Here is a 17,030-nt window from a genome sequence, read left to right on the forward strand (position 1 = left end):
TGAGGGTCAGCGCTTGGTCTTGTCCCAGATGACCACCGGCGGCGCGTCCGGGTAGTCCGTGTCGTGGGCCCAGACCTTGTCCACCTTCGGGTTGTGCCGCAGGATCGGGAACTCGTCCATGTCGAACACGTTGTTCGGCCGGCGGGAACCCAGCTCGTCGCCCTGACCGGGCCAGCCGCTCGACTTGCCCGGCGTGTTCGGCAGCGCGATGTGGACGTCGCCCTCCGCGTTGTGCGCCAGCGCCTTCGACGCGTCCTTCCACACCTTCTCGCCGTTCGGGTGGTTGTCGGAGAACTTCGGCATCTCGACGTTGTTGTCCTTCAGCAGGCCTTCGAGCGTGTTGCCGCCGTTCTTCTTCGCCAGGTCGATCGCCGGGTTCTCGATCGAGCCGTGGTACGTCGACCCGGAGATCTGCTTGCCGGTCGCGGGGTCGACGACCGAGTCCTTGATGTGGCCGCCCGACCAGAACCACGACTTGTCCTTGCCCGGCGCCATCATCTCGTCCCACTTCTTCGAGAACTTGGCGTACTGCTCGTCGGTCAGGTTGTGCGGCCGGATCTTGCCGTCCGGGTCGCGGAACTCGTCGAGGCCGTCCGGCTTCTTCGACCCTGGCGGCAGCTTCGCCGCGTCGCCGCCGCCCGCCGGGTTGTCCGGGGCCTTCGGGCCACCCGTCTTGCCGCACGGGCTTTGCACCAGGCCCAGCGGGTCGGCCTGCAGGTACGGCTGCTCGACGTAACCCACCGGGTCGGGCGCCGCGGCCAGGCCGAGCGGGTCCTGGCTCAGGTACCGGCCCGTGCGCGGGTCGTAGTAGCGGTAGACGTTGTAGTGCAGCCCGGTTTCGGCGTCGCGGTACTGGCCCGGGAAGGCCAGCGGCATCGGCGCGGTGCCGGACGTCGACGGCAGCAGCTCGCCCCAGAAGCTCGTGCGCGCCTGCCAGCCGACGCTTCCGTCCGGGCCGACGAGCTCGGTCGGCGTCCCGGCCGGGGACGTGACCACCGTGTGGAACCGCACCTCGGCACCCTGCTGCTCGACCTGGACCACGGGACGGCCGTCGCCGGGGTGCCGCTCCCAGGTCAGCACCCGCGAGTGCCCGTCGTCGGTCAGCTCGACCTCCTCGACGAGCTCGGCGCCGCTCCAGACGAACCACGTCTCGGCCGTCTGCCGCGGCGCGCCGTCGTCGCCGATTTCCCAGCGCCGCTTGGCGAACCGCCGGCCGAGCGGGTCGTAGAGGTAGGTCCAGAACGACTCGTCCGGGCCGATCGCCGCGACCAGCCGGTCCAGCTCGTCCCAGACGAAGCGCCACTCGGCGGTCGCGTGCACCCGGCTGGTCACCCGGCCCTGCGGGTCGTGGCCGTACTGCGTTCCGACGGGCGTGAGCCGCCCCGCCACGTCGTAGGCGAACCGTTCGACGCCGTCGGGCGTGAGCACCTCCGCGACCCGCCCGGCCGGGTCGAACCCGAACCGGACCGGCCGCGCGTCGTCGATCGCGGCGAGCCGGCCGTCGGGTGTGTAGGTGTAGGCGCGCCGGCCCAGGCCGGTGATCTCCTGCTCGCCGAGCCGGTCCGCGGCGTCGAAGACCTGGCGCAGCACCACTTCGCCGTCGACCGATCGGTCGGTCTCCCGGCCGGCGTCGTCGTACTCGAACGCGATTTCGTGGCCCGCGACGCGCAGCGACACCGGCAGCTCGCCGTCGTAGCGCCACTCACTGTCCACACCGGACAGAGTGGTGCGGTGGACCCCGGTGGCGTCGTAGGTCCAGCGCACGCCGACCCCGTTGACGGTCTCCTCGCGCACCCGCCCGCGCTCGTCCCGCACGATCTGCAGGACCGAGTCGTTGTCGGCCGCGTACTCGAGCTGCCCGAGCGCGTCGTAGGCGTATCCGGTGACGCCGGTGGCCGTGCGGCGCTCGACGACGTTGCCGAGCTGGTCGTAGGCGTACTCGGTGACCTCGCCGAGGCCGTTGGTCATCCGCCGCAGCTGCCCGGCCTCGTCGTAGGCGTAGGTCAGCCGGCGGCCGTCGAAGTCGGTCTCCTCGACGAGCCGACCGGCGGGATCGTAGGTGTAGCGCCAGGTCCGGCCGCGCGGGTTCGTCACGGCGATCAGGCGCAGCTCGGCGTCGTAGCCGTACGCCGTGCGCGCGCCGGCGGCGTCGAACTCCTCGATCGGCAGGCCGAACGGGCCGTACGTGCGCCGCGTCGTCCGCCCGGCGGCGTCCCGGTGTTCGACGACGCGTCCTTCGCCGTCATGGCGCCAGCTTTCCCGTTCGCCGTGGGGGCCGATCCGCCAGGACCGCTGCCCTTCGGCCGTCCAGCCCAGCCGGGCCGCGCCGCCGGACGCGGTGTGCACCAGCCGCGGCCGGCCGAACGGGTCGCGGTCGCCCGGCCGCACCGCCGCGGTGAGCACCGGTTCGTCGCCGAGGACGTCCGCCGGGCCGTCGACGCGCAACCGGGTGGAGACGCCCGGCAGCGCGGCGTACGGGTCGGCTGCCGCGGCGACCACACGCGCGTCGCCGGCCTGCAGCTCGACCTCGCCCGTCCCGGTCGGCGTCAGCCGCACGACGGAACCGTCGGGCCGCGTCACGGTCGTCAGCACGCCGTTTTCGTAGCCGTAGAACGTGATCCGGCCGAGTTCGTCCACTTGCGACAGCAGATCGTCGTAGCGGGTCCACGAGTACCGGCGCGTGTGCCCGAGCGGGTCGGTCCGCTCGACGAGCTGCCCGGCCTCGTTCATCCGGTACGTCCACGTGTGGCCCAGCGCGTCGGTGTGCCGGGTGGTCCGGGCCTCGGTGTCGTAGGCGAACGTACCGTTGAGGTAGCGCTCGGCGCCGACACTGCGGACGCAGCGGCCCGCCGCGTCGTAGACGTACCGGTACCAGGTGCCGGTGCGGTCCTGCCAGCCGACGATCCGGTCGTCGACGTCGTAGTCGAGGTTCACTGGCCGCCCCGCGAACCCGGCGATCTGCGTCAGCTGGCCGAGCCGGTTGTAGCCGTACCGCACGACCGGCGCGCCGCCGGGCACGCCGAGCGCGGTGATCCGGCCGGCGCCGGACTCGACGGCGATTTCGGTGCCGTCGTCCCGGCGCAGCAGCCGCGGGGCGCCGCTGCCGTCGTGGTCGATCGTGGTGCGGGAGCCGTCCTGCTCGATCAGCGTCAGGGGCCGCACCGGCCCGGGGCCGGCGGCGAACCCGAGGTCGCGGAGGCCGGTCGACAACCGGTAGCCCTCGGCGGTGCGCCGCAGCGGGTGGCGCGGTCCTTCGATCGGCAGCACGGGCCGGTCGCCTTCGGGCAGCGGGTACACGAGGACCATGCCGTCCTCGGCGTAGAACCGGACCCGGTCGCGCCCGACCTCCAGCCGCTGGTCCAAAGTGGACGCCCACGAGCGGCCGAACCACCGGCCCGCGCGGTAGGACGACAGGTGCGTGCGCGACAGCACCAGCTCGCCCGCCTCGCCCGGCAGGGTGAGGTCGATCTGCGTCAGCACCACCTCGCCGGTGGCGACGTCCACCGGGTCGGAGACGCAGACCTTCTTGTCGTCCGGCACCGCCCGGTCGCGCGGGCCGTCGCCCTTGGGGTCGCCTTTCGGCGTGCCGCCGCCGTCCGGGCCGCCCTTCGGCGTGCCTCCGGGCGGATCGGCCTTCGGCGGCGGACCGTCGGCGGGCGGGTCGCTCTTCGGCGGCGGGTCGGTCTTGGGCGGTGGATCGGCCTTCGGTGGCGGGTCGCCCTTGGCGCCCGACGTGCTGGTGCTGTCGTCGCCCTTGGGGGGTGGGTCGGTCTTGGGTGGCGGCGCGTCGGGGTCGCCCTTGCCCTTGGGGCCGCCGAGGTCCTTGGGGTTGCCGTTGATGTCGGCGTGCTTCGGCGGTGGCGCGGCCTTGCCGGGCTTGATGTTCTTCAGCGCCTTCGCCGCGTCGCCGAACAGGTCGCCGGCGCGCTTGAGCAGCGGGATGAGTGCCTGCAACGCTTTCACGAGCCGCTTGGTCAGGTCCGCGATCTTCGACGCCGTCTTCGCGACCGCGGTGATCACCTGCGGCACGACCCAGGTCATCCCGATGCCGAGGGTGAACACCACCTGCAGCGCCCAGCTGATCAGGTGCCCGACGAGCTCGGCGATGATGTCCCGCACCAGCGCGCGCACCGCGGCGACGACTTCGCCGGCGGTCTTCACACCGCTGGAGGCGCCTTCGCAGCCCTTCTGCGCGGTTTCCAGCAACGTCACGGTGTCCTGGGCGCGCTGGCGGTAGGTGTCGGCGGCGGTGCCGGTCCACGACGCGATGTCCGTCTTGACCATGCCGGTGAGGTCCTGGCCGATGCTGCCGAGTTCGGTGGCGACGTTCTTCCAGGTTTCCGACTGCGCGGCGATTTCGTCGGCGTTGCCGGTGAGCCCGTTGAGGGCTTCCTTGAGCGGGCCGACGTGTTCGATGAGCCAGCCGACACCGGCGGCGAGGATCGCGCCGAAGGGGTCCATCGCCATCGACAACGCGTCCAGCGCGGTCCCGACGGCGCCGAGCGCGACCGACGCCCAGTCGCCGCTTTCGATCGCGGATTTCAGGTCGTTCGCCGACTCCAGCAGCGAAATGCCCGAATACGCCTTGGTGGAGTCCTTGGTCTCCGCGACCAGCGGGTTGCCCACTACGCGACCTTCCTGACGTCACGGCGAACAGTCGTCAAACTTTCAAAGAGCTTCCGGCGAACGTAGCAGCGCCGTGACGGCGGAAGCCGTGCTTGCCCGAAAATCCGGCGATCCCTGGCTCGGGCGGGCAAGGCAAGCGCAGAGGACCCTTTGCAAAGGATCCTCTGTGGTCTACGGTGATGGCATGACCGAGGAAGAACCGTCGCGGCCGCTCGACGCGCGGATGCTGCGGGCGCTGGCCCACCCGCTGCGGATGCGCATGCTCGAACTGCTGCAGGCGGACGGCCCGGCGACCGCGACCGGGCTGGGCAAGCGGGTGGGGGAGAGCTCCGGCACCACGAGCTGGCACCTGCGGCTGCTGGCCGAGGCCGGCCTGGTCGAAGAGGACAGCGAACGCGGCAACAAGCGCGAACGGTGGTGGAAGCCCGCCCAAAAGTCGACGCGGATGCGGGTCGTCGACTTCCTCGGCGACCCGGATCTCGCGGCACCGCTGGACACGTACCTGCGCTCGGTGATCGAGCACCGGTACGAGGCCGAGGCGCGGTTCGTCAGCGAACTGCCGCGGTGGATCGGCCGGTGGTACGACAAAGCGGTCTTCAGCGACGTGCGGCTTTCGCTGACACCCGAGGAAGCGGCGGCGATGAGCGCCGAGGTCGACGCCGTGATCGAACGCTACCGCCGGGACGCGCGACCGGGCGACGACAACGTGCTCGCGCACTGGTCGGCGTTCCCGCGGCAGGCGCGGCCCGAAGAATCCGACTGAGGGGGAAACGATGGTGCACTTCTTACTGGCCGAGGACCTGGTCCGCGAGCGCGAAGCGGACCTGAGGCGGGCGGCGGTCCGCGTCCGCCGCGAAGGAACGCGACGGGAACGTCTCGGGTGGCTCCTCGTGGAAACCGGCCTGAGACTGGTGACCGCTCAAGCGCCGAGCTTGACCGCCCGCCGGACGTCGGCGGCGTAGGCCTCGGGCTGTTCCCAGGCCGCGAAGCGGCCGCCCGTCTCGACCCGAAGAGCGAAACGTGCGCCTCCGGACCTTCAGCCCGCGACCACCCGGTGGCGCAGCTGTTCGAGCGTTTTCGCCAGTAGCCGGGACACCTGCATCTGGGACACGCCCACCCGCTCCGCGATCTGGCTCTGCGTCAGCTCCTCCACGAACCGCATCTCGATGATCGCGCGCTCGCGGGGCGGGAGGTCCGCCATCGCCGCCTCGAGGGTCAGGTGGTCGTCTGCCTTGGTGTACGGGGATTCGCGGTCCGCGAGCTGGTCGCCGATCGTGCCCGTGTCGCCGCCGCCGCGGACCGGTGCGTCCAGGGACGCCGGCTTGTACGCCTCGGCCGCCAACAGTCCTTCCCGGACCGTCTCGACGTCGATGTCCAGGTGGGCCGCCAGTTCGCTCGGCGTGGGGGAGCGCCCCAGGTCGTGGGCCAGCTCGCCGGTGGCCTTGACCAGGTTCTGCTGCAGCTCCTTCAACGCCCGCGGCACGCGCATCGACCACGCGCTGTCGCGGAAGTGGCGGCGGACCTCGCCCATGATCGTCGGGACCGCGAAGGACAGGAAGTCCCGGCCGCGGCCCGGGTCGTAGCGGTCGACCGCGTGGATCAGGCCGGTCCGCGCGACCTGCACGAGGTCGTCGAACGACTCGCCGCGGCCGGCGAAGCGCTTGGCGATGTTCTCGGCCAGGGCGAGGTGCTCGGTGATCAGCCGGGCGCGCAGCTCGGCCTGGCGGGGGTCGCCGGGCGTGAGCTCGCTGCGCTCGTCGAACAGCGGAGCGCAATGGGCGAACTGGTTGGCCCGCCGCGGCGCGGGGGTGAGCGTCGCGGCGGGCCGCTCAGGGGCTCTGACAACCATGGTGACCACTTACCCAAAGCCGTCACGATCCACACGAACCCGTGAAGCGTTGGTACATCCGGAGCAGCGCGCCGGATCAGCAGGGCAGCGTTCCCGCGCGCAGGGCGTGGCCGCCGTCGTTCGCGTCGTCGGCCCACACCACGGCCTTGCGGCCCGATGCGCACGTCGGCGCGATCGCGAAGCCTTCGTTGTTGTAGTTCGGCATCTTCGCCGGCCGCGCGTAAGTCGCCGACACCGTGAACTTGCCGTTGACGATTTTCAAGGTCGCCGTCTTGCCGCCGCAGGTGTCGTCGCAAACCGACCAGAGGCGGCCGGCCGCCGGCTCGAACTCCAGCTCCATCACGGCCGGGAAACCCGCCGAAAAGGCCGCGACGCGCGTGAAGCCACCACCCGCCTGGGTGAGGGCGTAGGCGTAGACCATGCCTTCGTCCTCGAGGCCGACGAAGTACAGGCCGCTGCCGTGGCCGGGATAGGCGGCCGGGTCGTAAACCGCCTTCGTGTGCTCGTCGCGGAAGCCGTTCGCGGTCAGGAACGCGTCCGGCACCCAGGTGATGCCCTCGAACCCGCCGTTGTCGTCGACGGCGGGCAGGTCGCCGGTGAGATCCCACTCCGCGGCCGCGCTGAGGGACCCGGCCGGCGACGCGGTGTCGAACCGCAGCACCTTCAGCAGGCTGCCGTCGCCGTCGTTGTCGCGCTCGGTCGCCGCGAAGACACCGTCGGGCGTCGCCACCACCCCTTCGGCGTCCGGATCGCCGCCGCCGTCGCGGTAGTGCAGCTTCTTCCCGGACGGCCAGCCGGCCGCCGGGCGCCACTTGCCGCCGTCGCGGGCGAGCCGGTACAGGGTGCCGGGGCCGTTCTTGATCGCCCACAAGACGTCGGGGCCGTCGAAGGCGAGTCCGCTCAGGTTCTCGCCGAAGACACCGGAAGCGTCGGCGACCGTGACGGCGGGATCGCCGGGCCACGTCGTCGTCGCGGCGTGGGCGGTGCCCACGGGGAGGGCCAGCAACGCGGTGAAGAGGACCGCGGAAAGCCGGGAGGGGATGCGCACGTCGTGCTCCTGGGGCCGGTGGGCGGGAGGTGGGCAACGCGGCGTCGTCAAGAACGATCTTGACGCACCGGACTGTACCGAGCCCGCCGCCGGCGGGCAATGGGCCGGCCGTGCGCCGTTCCGGGCACGATCGATCAAGATCGGCCGAAGCTGACCGTCCACATCGGACTCAAAGCACCCAGCGGCGGAAGCCGCCTTCGGCGTTGACGACCTGGCCGGTGATCCACCGGCTCTCGTCGGAGGCCAGCCAGCGGACCAGCCGGGCCACCTCCTCCGGACGGCACCACCGCCCGGCGGGCAGGGCGCGGCCGACGCGTTCGGCGAGGTCCGGATCCGCCCAGCCGGTGTCGACCGGGCCGGGGTTGAGCGCGTTGACCGTGATCCCGCGATCGGCCAGCGCGTCCGACAACGTGAGCGTCATCTGGTGGATCGCGCCCTTGCTGATCGCGTACGGCAGCTCCTGGCTCATCGGTGCCAGGTGCTGCCCGGAGGTGAACAGGATGATCCGCCCGCCGGGGCGGTCGTCGTCGTGGGCGGCGGCGAACGCCTGGGCCAGCAGCACGCTCGCGCGGGCGTTCACCGCCCAGGTCAGGTCCAGCTCGGCGGCGGTCACTTCGGCGAGGGCCTGGTTCGAGCTCCGGGCGTGGTTGGCGACCACCACGTCGACCGCGCCGAACGCTGCCACGGCGGCGGCCACGACCTTCGCGGGTGCCCGCGGGTCGGCGAAGTCGGCGGCGACGTGCCGCAGCCGGTCACCCTCGCCGCCCAGCCGGTCCACGATGCCGGCGTCGCCGACAGGATCGGTGCCCCACGGTTGTTCCGCGTCGTGCGGGGACCACGAGTGCACGAGCACCGAGGCGCCGGCCGCGAGCAGCTCGGCGGCCACCGCGAACCCGATCCCGGCCCGGCGGCTGACCCCGGTCACGATCGCCACCCGGCCTTCCAGTGCTGTCACGCCGCCGACGGTAATCCGGGAGCCGCCGCACATCGACCGGTTTTCGACGACGTGGTCGAATCGGCCGATGCTTTCGCTCCGGGTGGCGAAGCCATTACACTGCCCCGCTGGGAGCGCTCCCACGTCGACTGTCCCTGTCGGTTACTCCAGGAGGTCGGTATGCCCCGGCGGTTTCTCCGGGCGGTCGTGGTCGGCGTGCTCTTCGCCGCCTGCGCGCTCGCCCCGATGCGAGCCACAGCCACAGTCACCGCAGCAGCCGCGGCGGCGCCCACGCGGATCATGGCGCTGGGCGACTCCATCACCGGCTCGCCCGGGTGCTGGCGAGCTTTGCTGTGGAAGCACTTGCAGGACACCGGTCACACCGACGTCGACTTCGTCGGCACGCTGCCCCCGCAGGGGTGCGGGTTCACCTACGACGGCGAAAACGAAGGCCACGGCGGCTTCCTCGCCACCGGCATCGTGCGCGACAACCAGCTGCCGGGCTGGCTGGCGGCCACCCGGCCGGACGTCGTCCTCATGCACCTGGGCACCAACGACGTCTGGAACGCCGTCGCGCCGAGCACGATCCTCGACGCCTTCACCACGCTGCTCGGCCAGATGCGGGCGAGCAACCCGGCGACCAAGCTCGTCGTCGCCAAGATCATCCCGATGAACCCGGCCAACTGCGCCGCCTGCGGGCAGCGGGTGGTCGACCTGAACAGCGCCATCCCCGGGTGGGCGCAGGCGCACTCCACGGCGGCGTCGCCGATCACCGTCGTCGACCAGTGGACCGGGTTCGACACCGCGGCCGACACGACCGACGGCGTGCACCCCACCAGCACCACCGGCATCCAGAAGATGGAAAACCGCTGGTACCCGGCCGTGGTCGCGGCGCTGCCCGGCGCGACGGCGGCGGCCGGGCTGCACGTCAGCGGCACGCAGGTCGTCGAGGCGAACGGCGCGGCCTTCGTGATGCGCGGCGTCAACCACCCCTACGCCTGGTACCCGAGCCAGACCCGTGCCTTCGCCGACATCAAGTCCTTCGGGGCCAACACCGTCCGCGTCGTGCTCGGCAGCGGCCAGCGGTGGGGACCGACGTCGGCGGCCGAGGTCACCGGCGTCATCGCGCTGTGCAAGCAGAACCGGCTCATCTGCGTGCTGGAAGCCCACGACACCACCGGCTACGGTGAGGAAAGCGCGGCCGCCGGCCTGGACCAAGCGGCGAGCTACTGGATCAGCGTCGCGAGCGCGCTCAAGGGCCAGGAGAACCACGTCGTGATCAACCTGGGCAACGAGCCGTTCGGCAACAACCAGCAGGTGAGCGCGACCTGGGCGAGCGCGACGAGCGCCGCGATCACCCGGCTGCGCGGCGCGGGCCTGCAGCACCTGCTGATGGCCGACGCGCCGATGTGGGGCCAGGACTGGCAGAACATCATGCGCGACAACGCCGCTTCGGTGCTCGCCGCCGACCCCCAGCACAACACGGTGTTCTCCATCCACATGTACGGCGTCTACGACACCGCCGCCGAGATCACCGGGTACTTCGACGCCTTCCGCACCGCCGGCCTGCCGCTGGTGGTGGGGGAGTTCGGGAACATGCACACCGACGGCAACCCCGACGAGGACACGATCATGGCCCAGGCGCAGGCCCGCGGCCTCGGCTACCTCGGCTGGTCGTGGAGCGGCAACAGCAGCGACGTCGCCTACCTGGACCTGGTCGACTCGTTCGACCCGGCCAGTTTGACGGCGTGGGGAGAGCGCTTTCTGAACGGCGCGAACGGCGTCCGTCAGACGTCGAAGGAAGCCGCGATCTACGGCGGGGGCACCACCGACACCCAGGCCCCGACCACACCGGGCACGCCGTCCGCGTCGGCGGTGACGGCCACCGGCGCCACGCTGTCCTGGACCGCCTCGACCGACAACGTCGGCGTGACCGGCTACGACGTCCTCCGCGCGACCGGCAACGGCACGTTCACCCAGGTCGGCACGACCGGCACGACCACGTTCACCGACTCCGGCCTGACGGCGTCGACGACCTACCGGTACCAGGTGCGCGCCCGCGACGCGGCGGGGAACACGTCGGCGAACTCCGCGGCCGTCAGTGTGACGACCGGCGCCGGCGGCGGCACCGGGACGTGCAAGATCGGCTATTCCGCGCCGCCTTGGGGTGGTGGCAACGGGTTCACCGCCGGCGTGACCATCACCAACACCGGTACGAGCACGCTCACCGGCTGGACGCTCGCCTTCACCTACACCGCGGGCCAGCGGGTGACCCTGCCCGGCTGGGGCGCCACGTTCACGCAGGCCGGCGGCGACGTCACGGCCACCAACCTGAGCTGGAACGGCACCCTGGCCCCGAACGCGTCGACCAGCATCGGCTTCAACGGCACGTTCACCGGGTCCAACCCGGCGCCGGCGTCGTTCACCCTCAACGGCAGCACCTGCACGGCCGGCTGATCCGTCCACACCAGACAAGGAGAAGAGCATGCACGCGCTGAGTCGCCGGCTGGTCGTGGCCGCCGTGGGTGTCCTCGTGCTGGGGCTGACCCCGGCCGTCGCGGCGGCGGAAACCGCGCCGCCGCAGTTCGACAAGCTGAACCGCGGGGTGGTCAGTGTCCACACCCCACAAGGAAACCGGGTCGGCTGGCGGCTGCTCGCCGACGACCCCACCGGCGTCGCGTTCGCCGTCTACCGCGACGGCACCCGCGTGACGCAGACCCCGGCCGGCGGGCCGACCGGCTTCCTGGACGCCGGCGCGCCGGCAGGAGCCGAGTACACCGTCCGGGCCGTCGTCGGCGGCGTCGAGCGGATGTCGGCCTTCGCGGCCGAGGAGTCGCTGACGCTGGACAGCACGGCCGGGGCGAGCACCCGGGACGTGCCGATCCAGCTGCCGGCCGGCGGCACCACGCCGTCGGGGGAGAGCTACACCTACGCCGCGAACGACGCGAGCGTCGGGGACCTCGACGGCGACGGCCAGTACGAGATCGTGCTCAAGTGGGACCCGAGCAATGCCAAGGACAATTCGCAGTCCGGCTACACGGGGAACGTCTACGTCGACGCCTACCGGCTGGACGGCACCCGGCTGTGGCGGATCGACCTGGGCCGCAACATCCGCGCCGGCGCGCACTACACGCAGTTCCAGGTCTTCGACTACGACGGCGACGGCCGGGCCGAGGTCGCGATGAAGACCGCCGACGGCACGCGGTCCGGCACCGGTCAGGTCATCGGCAGCTCCGGCGCCGACTACCGGAATTCGAGCGGTTATGTCCTGTCCGGCCCCGAGTACCTGACGATGTTCGACGGCCGCACCGGCGCGGCGCTGTCGACGGTGAACTACGACCCGCCGCGCGGCACGGTGTCGTCGTGGGGGGACAGCTACGGCAACCGGGTGGACCGGTTCCTCGCCGGGACGGCGTACCTGGACGGCTCGCACCCGAGCCTGATCATGTCCCGCGGCTACTACACCCGCACGGTCATCGCCGCGTGGGACTTCCGGGGCGGCGGGCTGACCGAGCGGTGGAAGTTCGACTCGAACTCGGCCGGTTCGCAGTACACCGGCCAGGGCGACCACCAGCTGGCCATCGCGGACGCCGATGGCGACGGCCGCGACGAGATCGTCTTCGGCGCCATGGCTATCGACGACAACGGCGCTCCACTGTGGAACACCCGGCTCGGCCACGGCGACGCAATGCACGTCGGCGACCTGATCCCGAGCCGGGCCGGCCTCGAAGAGTTCAAAGTGGACGAAGACACGTCCAAGCCGGCCGCGTGGATGGCCGACGCCAAGACGGGGCAGATCATCTGGCAGAACGCGTCCTGCTCGTGCGACAACGGCCGCGGTGTCTCCGACGACATCTACGCCGGCAGCCCCGGTGCGGAGTCCTGGTCGTCCGCGGTGTCCGGGTTGCTGAACACCAGCGGGCAGAACATCGGGCGCAAGCCGTCCTCGACGAACTTCGTCATCTGGTGGGACGGCGACGCCCAGCGCGAGCTGCTCGACGGCACCCACATCGACAAGTACGGCACCGGCGCCGACACGCGCCTGCTGACCGCGTCCGGCGTGCACGCCAACAACGGCACCAAGAACACGCCGTCGCTGCAGGCGGACCTGTTCGGCGACTGGCGCGAGGAGGTCGTCTGGCCGACGTCGGACAACCGGGCCCTGCGGATCCACTCGACCACGGACGCGACGAGCATCTCCCACGTCTCGCTGATGCAGGACCGGCAGTACCGGGAAGCCGTCGCCTGGCAGAACACCGCCTACAACCAGCCGCCGCACCCGAGCTTCGCGCTCGCGAGGTGAGCGGGAACGGAATCCGCGACGTAGGCTGACGCGCCGGCGGGAGCGCGACAGTGGTGGTGCGGATGGGCGAGACGCGGGCGGCGGCCCGGGACACCGCGTGGTCACTGGCGGCCAGGGTGCTGGACGAGCTGGACGAGCTCACCGGCGCCCTGGTCGCCGTGATCGTCGAGCAGAACCCGGGCTACCGCGTGGACGACGTCGTGCCCGACGACGACCTCTGGCGCTCCTGCCACGACAACCTCCGCCGGGTCCTGCAGCTGATCGGCCGCCCGGCCGGGACCGGCGAAGACCTCTACGACGCGGCGAAAGCGACCGGACGGCGCCGCGCGGAGCAGCAGCTCCCGCTCGACGACGTGCTGCGCTCGTTCCGGATCGGCGGCCGGCTGGTCTGGCAGGCCCTCACCGAGCAGGCCCGCGCGACCGGGTCCGTGAACAACGAGGCCATGCTCGACCTCGCCACCCGCGTGTGGGAGGTCGTCGACGCCACCTCGGCCCAGGTGGCGCTGGCCTACCACGCGGCGGAGCGCAGTTTCGTCCGCGCCGACGAGCAGCGGCGCGCGTCGCTGTGGGAGGGGCTGCTGCAGGGCCGGGCCACCGACGCGGGCTTCGCCTACGAAGCCGGCCGCGCCCTGCGCCTGCCGATCTCGGGGCCGTACGTCGTCGTTGCGGCCGCGGGGCCCGGCGACGCCGCCTTCGCCGAGCCGCTCGGAGCCGCGCTGGAGGACCTCCGCTCGGCGTCCGCCTGGCAGTCGCGCGCGGACGTCCTCGTCGGGCTCGTCTCGCTGCCGGGCCGGGAGGTGACGGCCGTCGTCGAGGTGATCGGGTCCGTGCTCACCGTGCCGGCCGGGGTGTCCCTCGTCGTCGACGGGCTGGCGGCGGTGCACACGGCCTACCGGCAGGCGGTGCTGGCGATGCGGACGGTCCCGCCGGGCCGCGTCGACGTCGTCTGCCTGGCCGAGCGGCTGCCCGAAGCCCTGCTGCTCTCCTCGCCCGAGCTGACCGAGTCGCTGCAGCGCGACTGGCTCGGCGACCTGCTGGACCTGCGGACGGCCGAGCGCGGCCCGCTGCTGGACACCCTGGCGACCTGGGTGCGCACCGGCGGCTCGGCCACCCGCTCGGCGCAGGCGCTGCACTGCCACCGCAACACCGTGCTCAACCGGATCCACCGGATCGAAGAGCTGACCGGCCGGTCGCTGACCGGCGGCGAACTGGCCCTGGAGCTCGCGTTGGTCGTCCGCGCGCTGCCGTTCCTCCCGCCACCGCGTGTGCCCTGACCGGTACCCGCTGTGCACAGTGCACAACGACACTAGGCCAAATGTAGGCACTCAGATCCTTCATTCGGCGGCGTGATGTGTGTAACACTCCGGCCGGCGGTGCTCCGGCCCGCGCTTCTCCCACACCGTCGTTCGAGAGGTCCCAGCCGCTCATGCCCGAACAAGACCCTGCCCTCCCACCACCCGGGCCCGAGCCGCGCTCGATGGCCCGCCGCCGGTTCCTCGGTTTCGTGCTGGCCGCGCCCACGCTGGCCGTCGCCGCGCAGATCGGCGGCTCCGAACTGGCCCCGCGCGAAGCCGACGCGGCGATCCCGTCCCTGCCCCAGCCCGAGGACATCTTCGACCTCGGCGACCTGCAGAACCTCGCCGCCCTGCCGACGTCGGGCCTGATCAGCGTCCAGGTCGGCGCCGACGGCCGGGCCGCGTTCGCCGTGCCGCGCACCGAGGTCGGCCAGGGGATGACCACCGCGGTGGCGATGATGATCGCCGAGGAGCTCGACCTCCCGCTGGACAAGATCGACGTCACGCTGGCCGACGCCCGGCCCGAGCTGCTGATGAACCAGCTGACCGGCGGCTCCAACTCGATGCGCAGCATCTACACACCGGTCCGGACGGCGTCGGCGATCGCGCGGCAGCGGCTGCTGGCCGCGGCCGCCGCGAAGTGGGGCGTGCCGGTGTCGCAGCTGACGACGTCCGGCGGCGTCGTGCGCGCTTCCGGCGGCCGCACGGCGAGCTACGGCTCGCTCGCGAAGGCCGCCGCGTCCGCGACGACGATCAGCGTGACCGCGACGCTCAAGCCGCGGTCGGACTTCAAGGTCCTGGGCACCCCGCAGAACCGGCTCGACGCGCACGCGGCGGTCACCGGCACCAAGGAGTTCACCCTCGACCTGGACGTCCCGGGCGCGCTGCCGACGATGGTCGCCCGGCCGCCGACGATCAACGGCACCCCGCGTTCGATCCTCAACGCCGCCGAGGTCAAGGCCATGCCGGGGATCACCGACGTCGCCGCGATCTCGCACGGCGTCGCGGTGCGCGGCCGCACGTTCGGCCAGTGCATCGACGCGATCCGCGCGCTCAAGGTGACGTGGGGCCCGGGCACGGTCGACGGCGAGTCCGACGCGACCGTGCTCAAGAAGCTCAAGGCCGCGCAGCTGCCGATGACCGTGCCCGGCCTGCTCGACCAGTACATCGACGCGGAGTTCACCTTCGCCGCCGCCAGCAACAGCCCGCTCGAGACGGGCGCCGCGATCGCCGACGTCCGCGCCGACCGCGCGGAGATCTGGTCCTGCCTGAAGGTGCCGATCGTCGCTCAGGAAGAGATCGCGAAGCTGCTGGGCCTGCCGCAGGACGCGGTCACCGTGCACGTCACCCAGGGCGGCGGGTCGTTCGGCCGGCACCTCTTCCACGACGCGGCCGCCGAAGCGGCGGAGGCGTCGCAGAAGATGGGCAAGCCGGTCAAGCTGATGTGGTCGCGCACCGACGACTTCCGGCAGGGTCGCATCCACCCGATGTGCGTGTCGCGCGTGCGGGCGACCTACCTGCTCGGCAACGTGGTCAGCTTCGAGCAGCGCCACACGAGTGTGCAGACGGAGTTCAGCCACGGGCTGGGCGAGATGATCACCTCGACCGCGGCGAAGCTCCCGATCGGCGGCAACCTCAGCTTCGCCGAGTCGATCTTCCTGCTGAGCCAGTCCTCGCCGTACAACTTCGGCGTCACGACCCAGCTGTTGAACGAGATCCCGCTGAAGTTCAACACCGGCAGCATGCGCAACATCTACTCGCCCAACGTGGTCACGGCCGAGGAGCTCGTGGTCGACCAGCTGGCGAAGAAGTTCGGCAAGGACCCGGTCGCGTTCCGCCGCGAGTTCCTCAAGGACGACCGGCTGCGCGCGGTGCTGGACAAGGCCGTCCAGGTCGGGAACTGGGGCCGTTCGCTGCCCGCCGGGGTGGCGCAGGGGATCGCGCTGCACTCGGAATACCGCGGCGCGGTCGCGGTGCTGGTCGAGATCGACTGCCGGCCGGAGACGGTCAACCGGCCCATCCGCGATGGTGTCACCGGTCCGCGCGTGACGAAGGCGCTGGTCGTCGTCGACCCCGGCTTCGCGATCAACCCGCGCGGCCTGGAGGCGCAGATGATCGGCGGCCTCAACGACGGCATCGCGATGTGCCTCACGTCCAGCATCCACATCAAGAACGGGCTGCCGCTGGAAGGCAGCTGGGACAACTACTTCTACACGCGCGAGTGGAACACCCCGCCCGAGACGCAGGTCGTCGTCATGCCGAACACGTCGGACAGCCCGAGCGGCGCGGGCGAGCTGGCGGTGGCGCCGTCGTTCGCCGCGGTGGCCTGCGCGTACGCGCGCGCGGTCGGCAAGATGCCGACCTCGTTCCCGATCAACCACGGCACGCTCTCCTTCGAGCCGCTGCCGGTGCAGCCGTCCACGCCGCCGTCGCCGACCGACGGCCTCGACCACGCCTACTAGGAGACCGCAGTGCCGCAACACACCCTGAAGATCAACGGCAAGGTGGTCACGGTCGACGCCGACGACGACCTCCGGCTGCTGTGGGTCCTGCGCGACCTGCTGGGCATCACCGGCCCGAAGTACGGCTGCGGGCTCGACGTCTGCAAGGCGTGCACCAGCCACATCAACGGCAAGGCGTTCAACCCGTGCTCGGTCCGCGTGGCCGACATCGAGGAGTCCGACGAGATCACGACGATCGAGGGCCTGCCGGCGACGGTCGGCAAGGACCTGCACCCGATGCAGGAGGCGTGGCTGGAGTTCGACGTGGCCCAGTGCGGCTACTGCCAGCCGGGCCAGATCATGGCGGCGGTGGCGAAGGTCCGCCAGGCGACCGCGGCCGGCCGCGAGATCACGGACGCGGACCTGGACGAGATCCGGAACATCTGCCGCTGCGGGACCTACGCGCGGATCCGCGAGGCGGTGAAGGCAGGAGCGGAAAAGATGTGACGCGCGGCCCGTCGTGAGTGAGAAACA

11 protein-coding genes are annotated in these 17,030 nt (G+C 71.6%); 7 read left to right on the plus strand and 4 right to left on the minus strand.

The window, feature by feature from the left end; genetic code table 11:
- Positions 1-6 precede the first annotated feature (6 nt).
- The gene (locus tag ACERZO_RS04515; protein ID WP_372662093.1) at positions 7-4,626 is read right to left on the minus strand and encodes a DUF6531 domain-containing protein; all 4,620 of its coding nucleotides are present in this window, start codon (positions 4,624-4,626) and stop codon (positions 7-9) included.
- A 184-nt stretch (positions 4,627-4,810) separates the two neighbouring features.
- On the opposite strand from ACERZO_RS04515, the gene ACERZO_RS04520 reads away from it, so the two are divergent.
- Both ACERZO_RS04520 and ACERZO_RS04525 read left to right on the plus strand, forming a co-directional pair.
- On the plus strand, positions 4,811-5,389 hold the full coding sequence (locus ACERZO_RS04520; RefSeq protein WP_372662096.1) for an ArsR/SmtB family transcription factor: 579 nt from the start codon (positions 4,811-4,813) through the stop codon (positions 5,387-5,389).
- A 10-nt stretch (positions 5,390-5,399) separates the two neighbouring features.
- Positions 5,400-5,588 carry a hypothetical protein gene (locus tag ACERZO_RS04525; protein WP_372662099.1) on the plus strand — a complete coding sequence of 63 codons (189 nt, stop codon included), beginning with the start codon at positions 5,400-5,402 and terminating at the stop codon, positions 5,586-5,588.
- A 74-nt stretch (positions 5,589-5,662) separates the two neighbouring features.
- On the opposite strand, the gene ACERZO_RS04530 is transcribed toward ACERZO_RS04525, so the two are convergent.
- From ACERZO_RS04530 to ACERZO_RS04540, 3 genes are all read right to left on the minus strand, one after another.
- Entirely contained in the window at positions 5,663-6,475 is an 813-nt protein-coding gene (locus tag ACERZO_RS04530) for a SigB/SigF/SigG family RNA polymerase sigma factor (protein ID WP_372662101.1), read from the minus strand.
- A 76-nt stretch (positions 6,476-6,551) separates the two neighbouring features.
- Positions 6,552-7,523, minus strand: coding sequence for an esterase-like activity of phytase family protein (locus ACERZO_RS04535; RefSeq protein ID WP_372662104.1), 972 nt, complete (start codon positions 7,521-7,523; stop codon positions 6,552-6,554).
- A gap of 169 nt (positions 7,524-7,692) precedes the next feature.
- Entirely contained in the window at positions 7,693-8,478 is a 786-nt protein-coding gene (locus tag ACERZO_RS04540; RefSeq protein ID WP_372662108.1) for an SDR family oxidoreductase, read from the minus strand.
- Positions 8,479-8,637: 159 nt separating this feature from the next.
- On the opposite strand from ACERZO_RS04540, the gene ACERZO_RS04545 reads away from it, so the two are divergent.
- The 5 genes from ACERZO_RS04545 (at position 8,638) to ACERZO_RS04565 (ending at position 17,003) form a co-directional block, all read left to right on the plus strand.
- Complete coding sequence (locus ACERZO_RS04545; RefSeq protein ID WP_372662111.1) at positions 8,638-10,914, plus strand: cellulase family glycosylhydrolase; 2,277 nt, start codon at positions 8,638-8,640, stop codon at positions 10,912-10,914.
- Between the two features lie 28 nt (positions 10,915-10,942).
- Complete coding sequence (locus ACERZO_RS04550; RefSeq protein WP_372662114.1) at positions 10,943-12,760, plus strand: rhamnogalacturonan lyase; 1,818 nt, start codon at positions 10,943-10,945, stop codon at positions 12,758-12,760.
- A gap of 62 nt (positions 12,761-12,822) precedes the next feature.
- Positions 12,823-14,034, plus strand: coding sequence for a PucR family transcriptional regulator (locus ACERZO_RS04555; protein ID WP_372662117.1), 1,212 nt, complete (start codon positions 12,823-12,825; stop codon positions 14,032-14,034).
- A gap of 152 nt (positions 14,035-14,186) precedes the next feature.
- Positions 14,187-16,517 (plus strand): molybdopterin cofactor-binding domain-containing protein, encoded by a 2,331-nt coding sequence (locus ACERZO_RS04560; protein WP_372662121.1) that lies wholly within the window; start codon positions 14,187-14,189, stop codon positions 16,515-16,517.
- A 9-nt stretch (positions 16,518-16,526) separates the two neighbouring features.
- Complete coding sequence (locus tag ACERZO_RS04565; protein ID WP_372662124.1) at positions 16,527-17,003, plus strand: (2Fe-2S)-binding protein; 477 nt, start codon at positions 16,527-16,529, stop codon at positions 17,001-17,003.
- The last annotated feature ends 27 nt before the right edge of the window (positions 17,004-17,030 follow it).

The sequence above is a fragment of the Amycolatopsis kentuckyensis genome (genome assembly GCF_041679295.1).
In the GTDB taxonomy this organism is placed as follows: Bacteria; Actinomycetota; Actinomycetes; order Mycobacteriales; family Pseudonocardiaceae; genus Amycolatopsis; species Amycolatopsis kentuckyensis_A.

Coding starts and splice junctions, on each gene's coding strand:
- ACERZO_RS04520 (WP_372662096.1), top strand. CDS start 4,811: ATGACCGAGGAAGAACCGTCGCGGCCGCTCGACGCGCGGATGCTGCGG.
- ACERZO_RS04525 (WP_372662099.1), top strand. CDS start 5,400: ATGGTGCACTTCTTACTGGCCGAGGACCTGGTCCGCGAGCGCGAAGCG.
- ACERZO_RS04530 (WP_372662101.1), bottom strand. CDS start 6,475: ATGGTTGTCAGAGCCCCTGAGCGGCCCGCCGCGACGCTCACCCCCGCG.
- ACERZO_RS04545 (WP_372662111.1), top strand. CDS start 8,638: ATGCCCCGGCGGTTTCTCCGGGCGGTCGTGGTCGGCGTGCTCTTCGCC.
- ACERZO_RS04550 (WP_372662114.1), top strand. CDS start 10,943: ATGCACGCGCTGAGTCGCCGGCTGGTCGTGGCCGCCGTGGGTGTCCTC.
- ACERZO_RS04555 (WP_372662117.1), top strand. CDS start 12,823: ATGGGCGAGACGCGGGCGGCGGCCCGGGACACCGCGTGGTCACTGGCG.
- ACERZO_RS04560 (WP_372662121.1), top strand. CDS start 14,187: ATGCCCGAACAAGACCCTGCCCTCCCACCACCCGGGCCCGAGCCGCGC.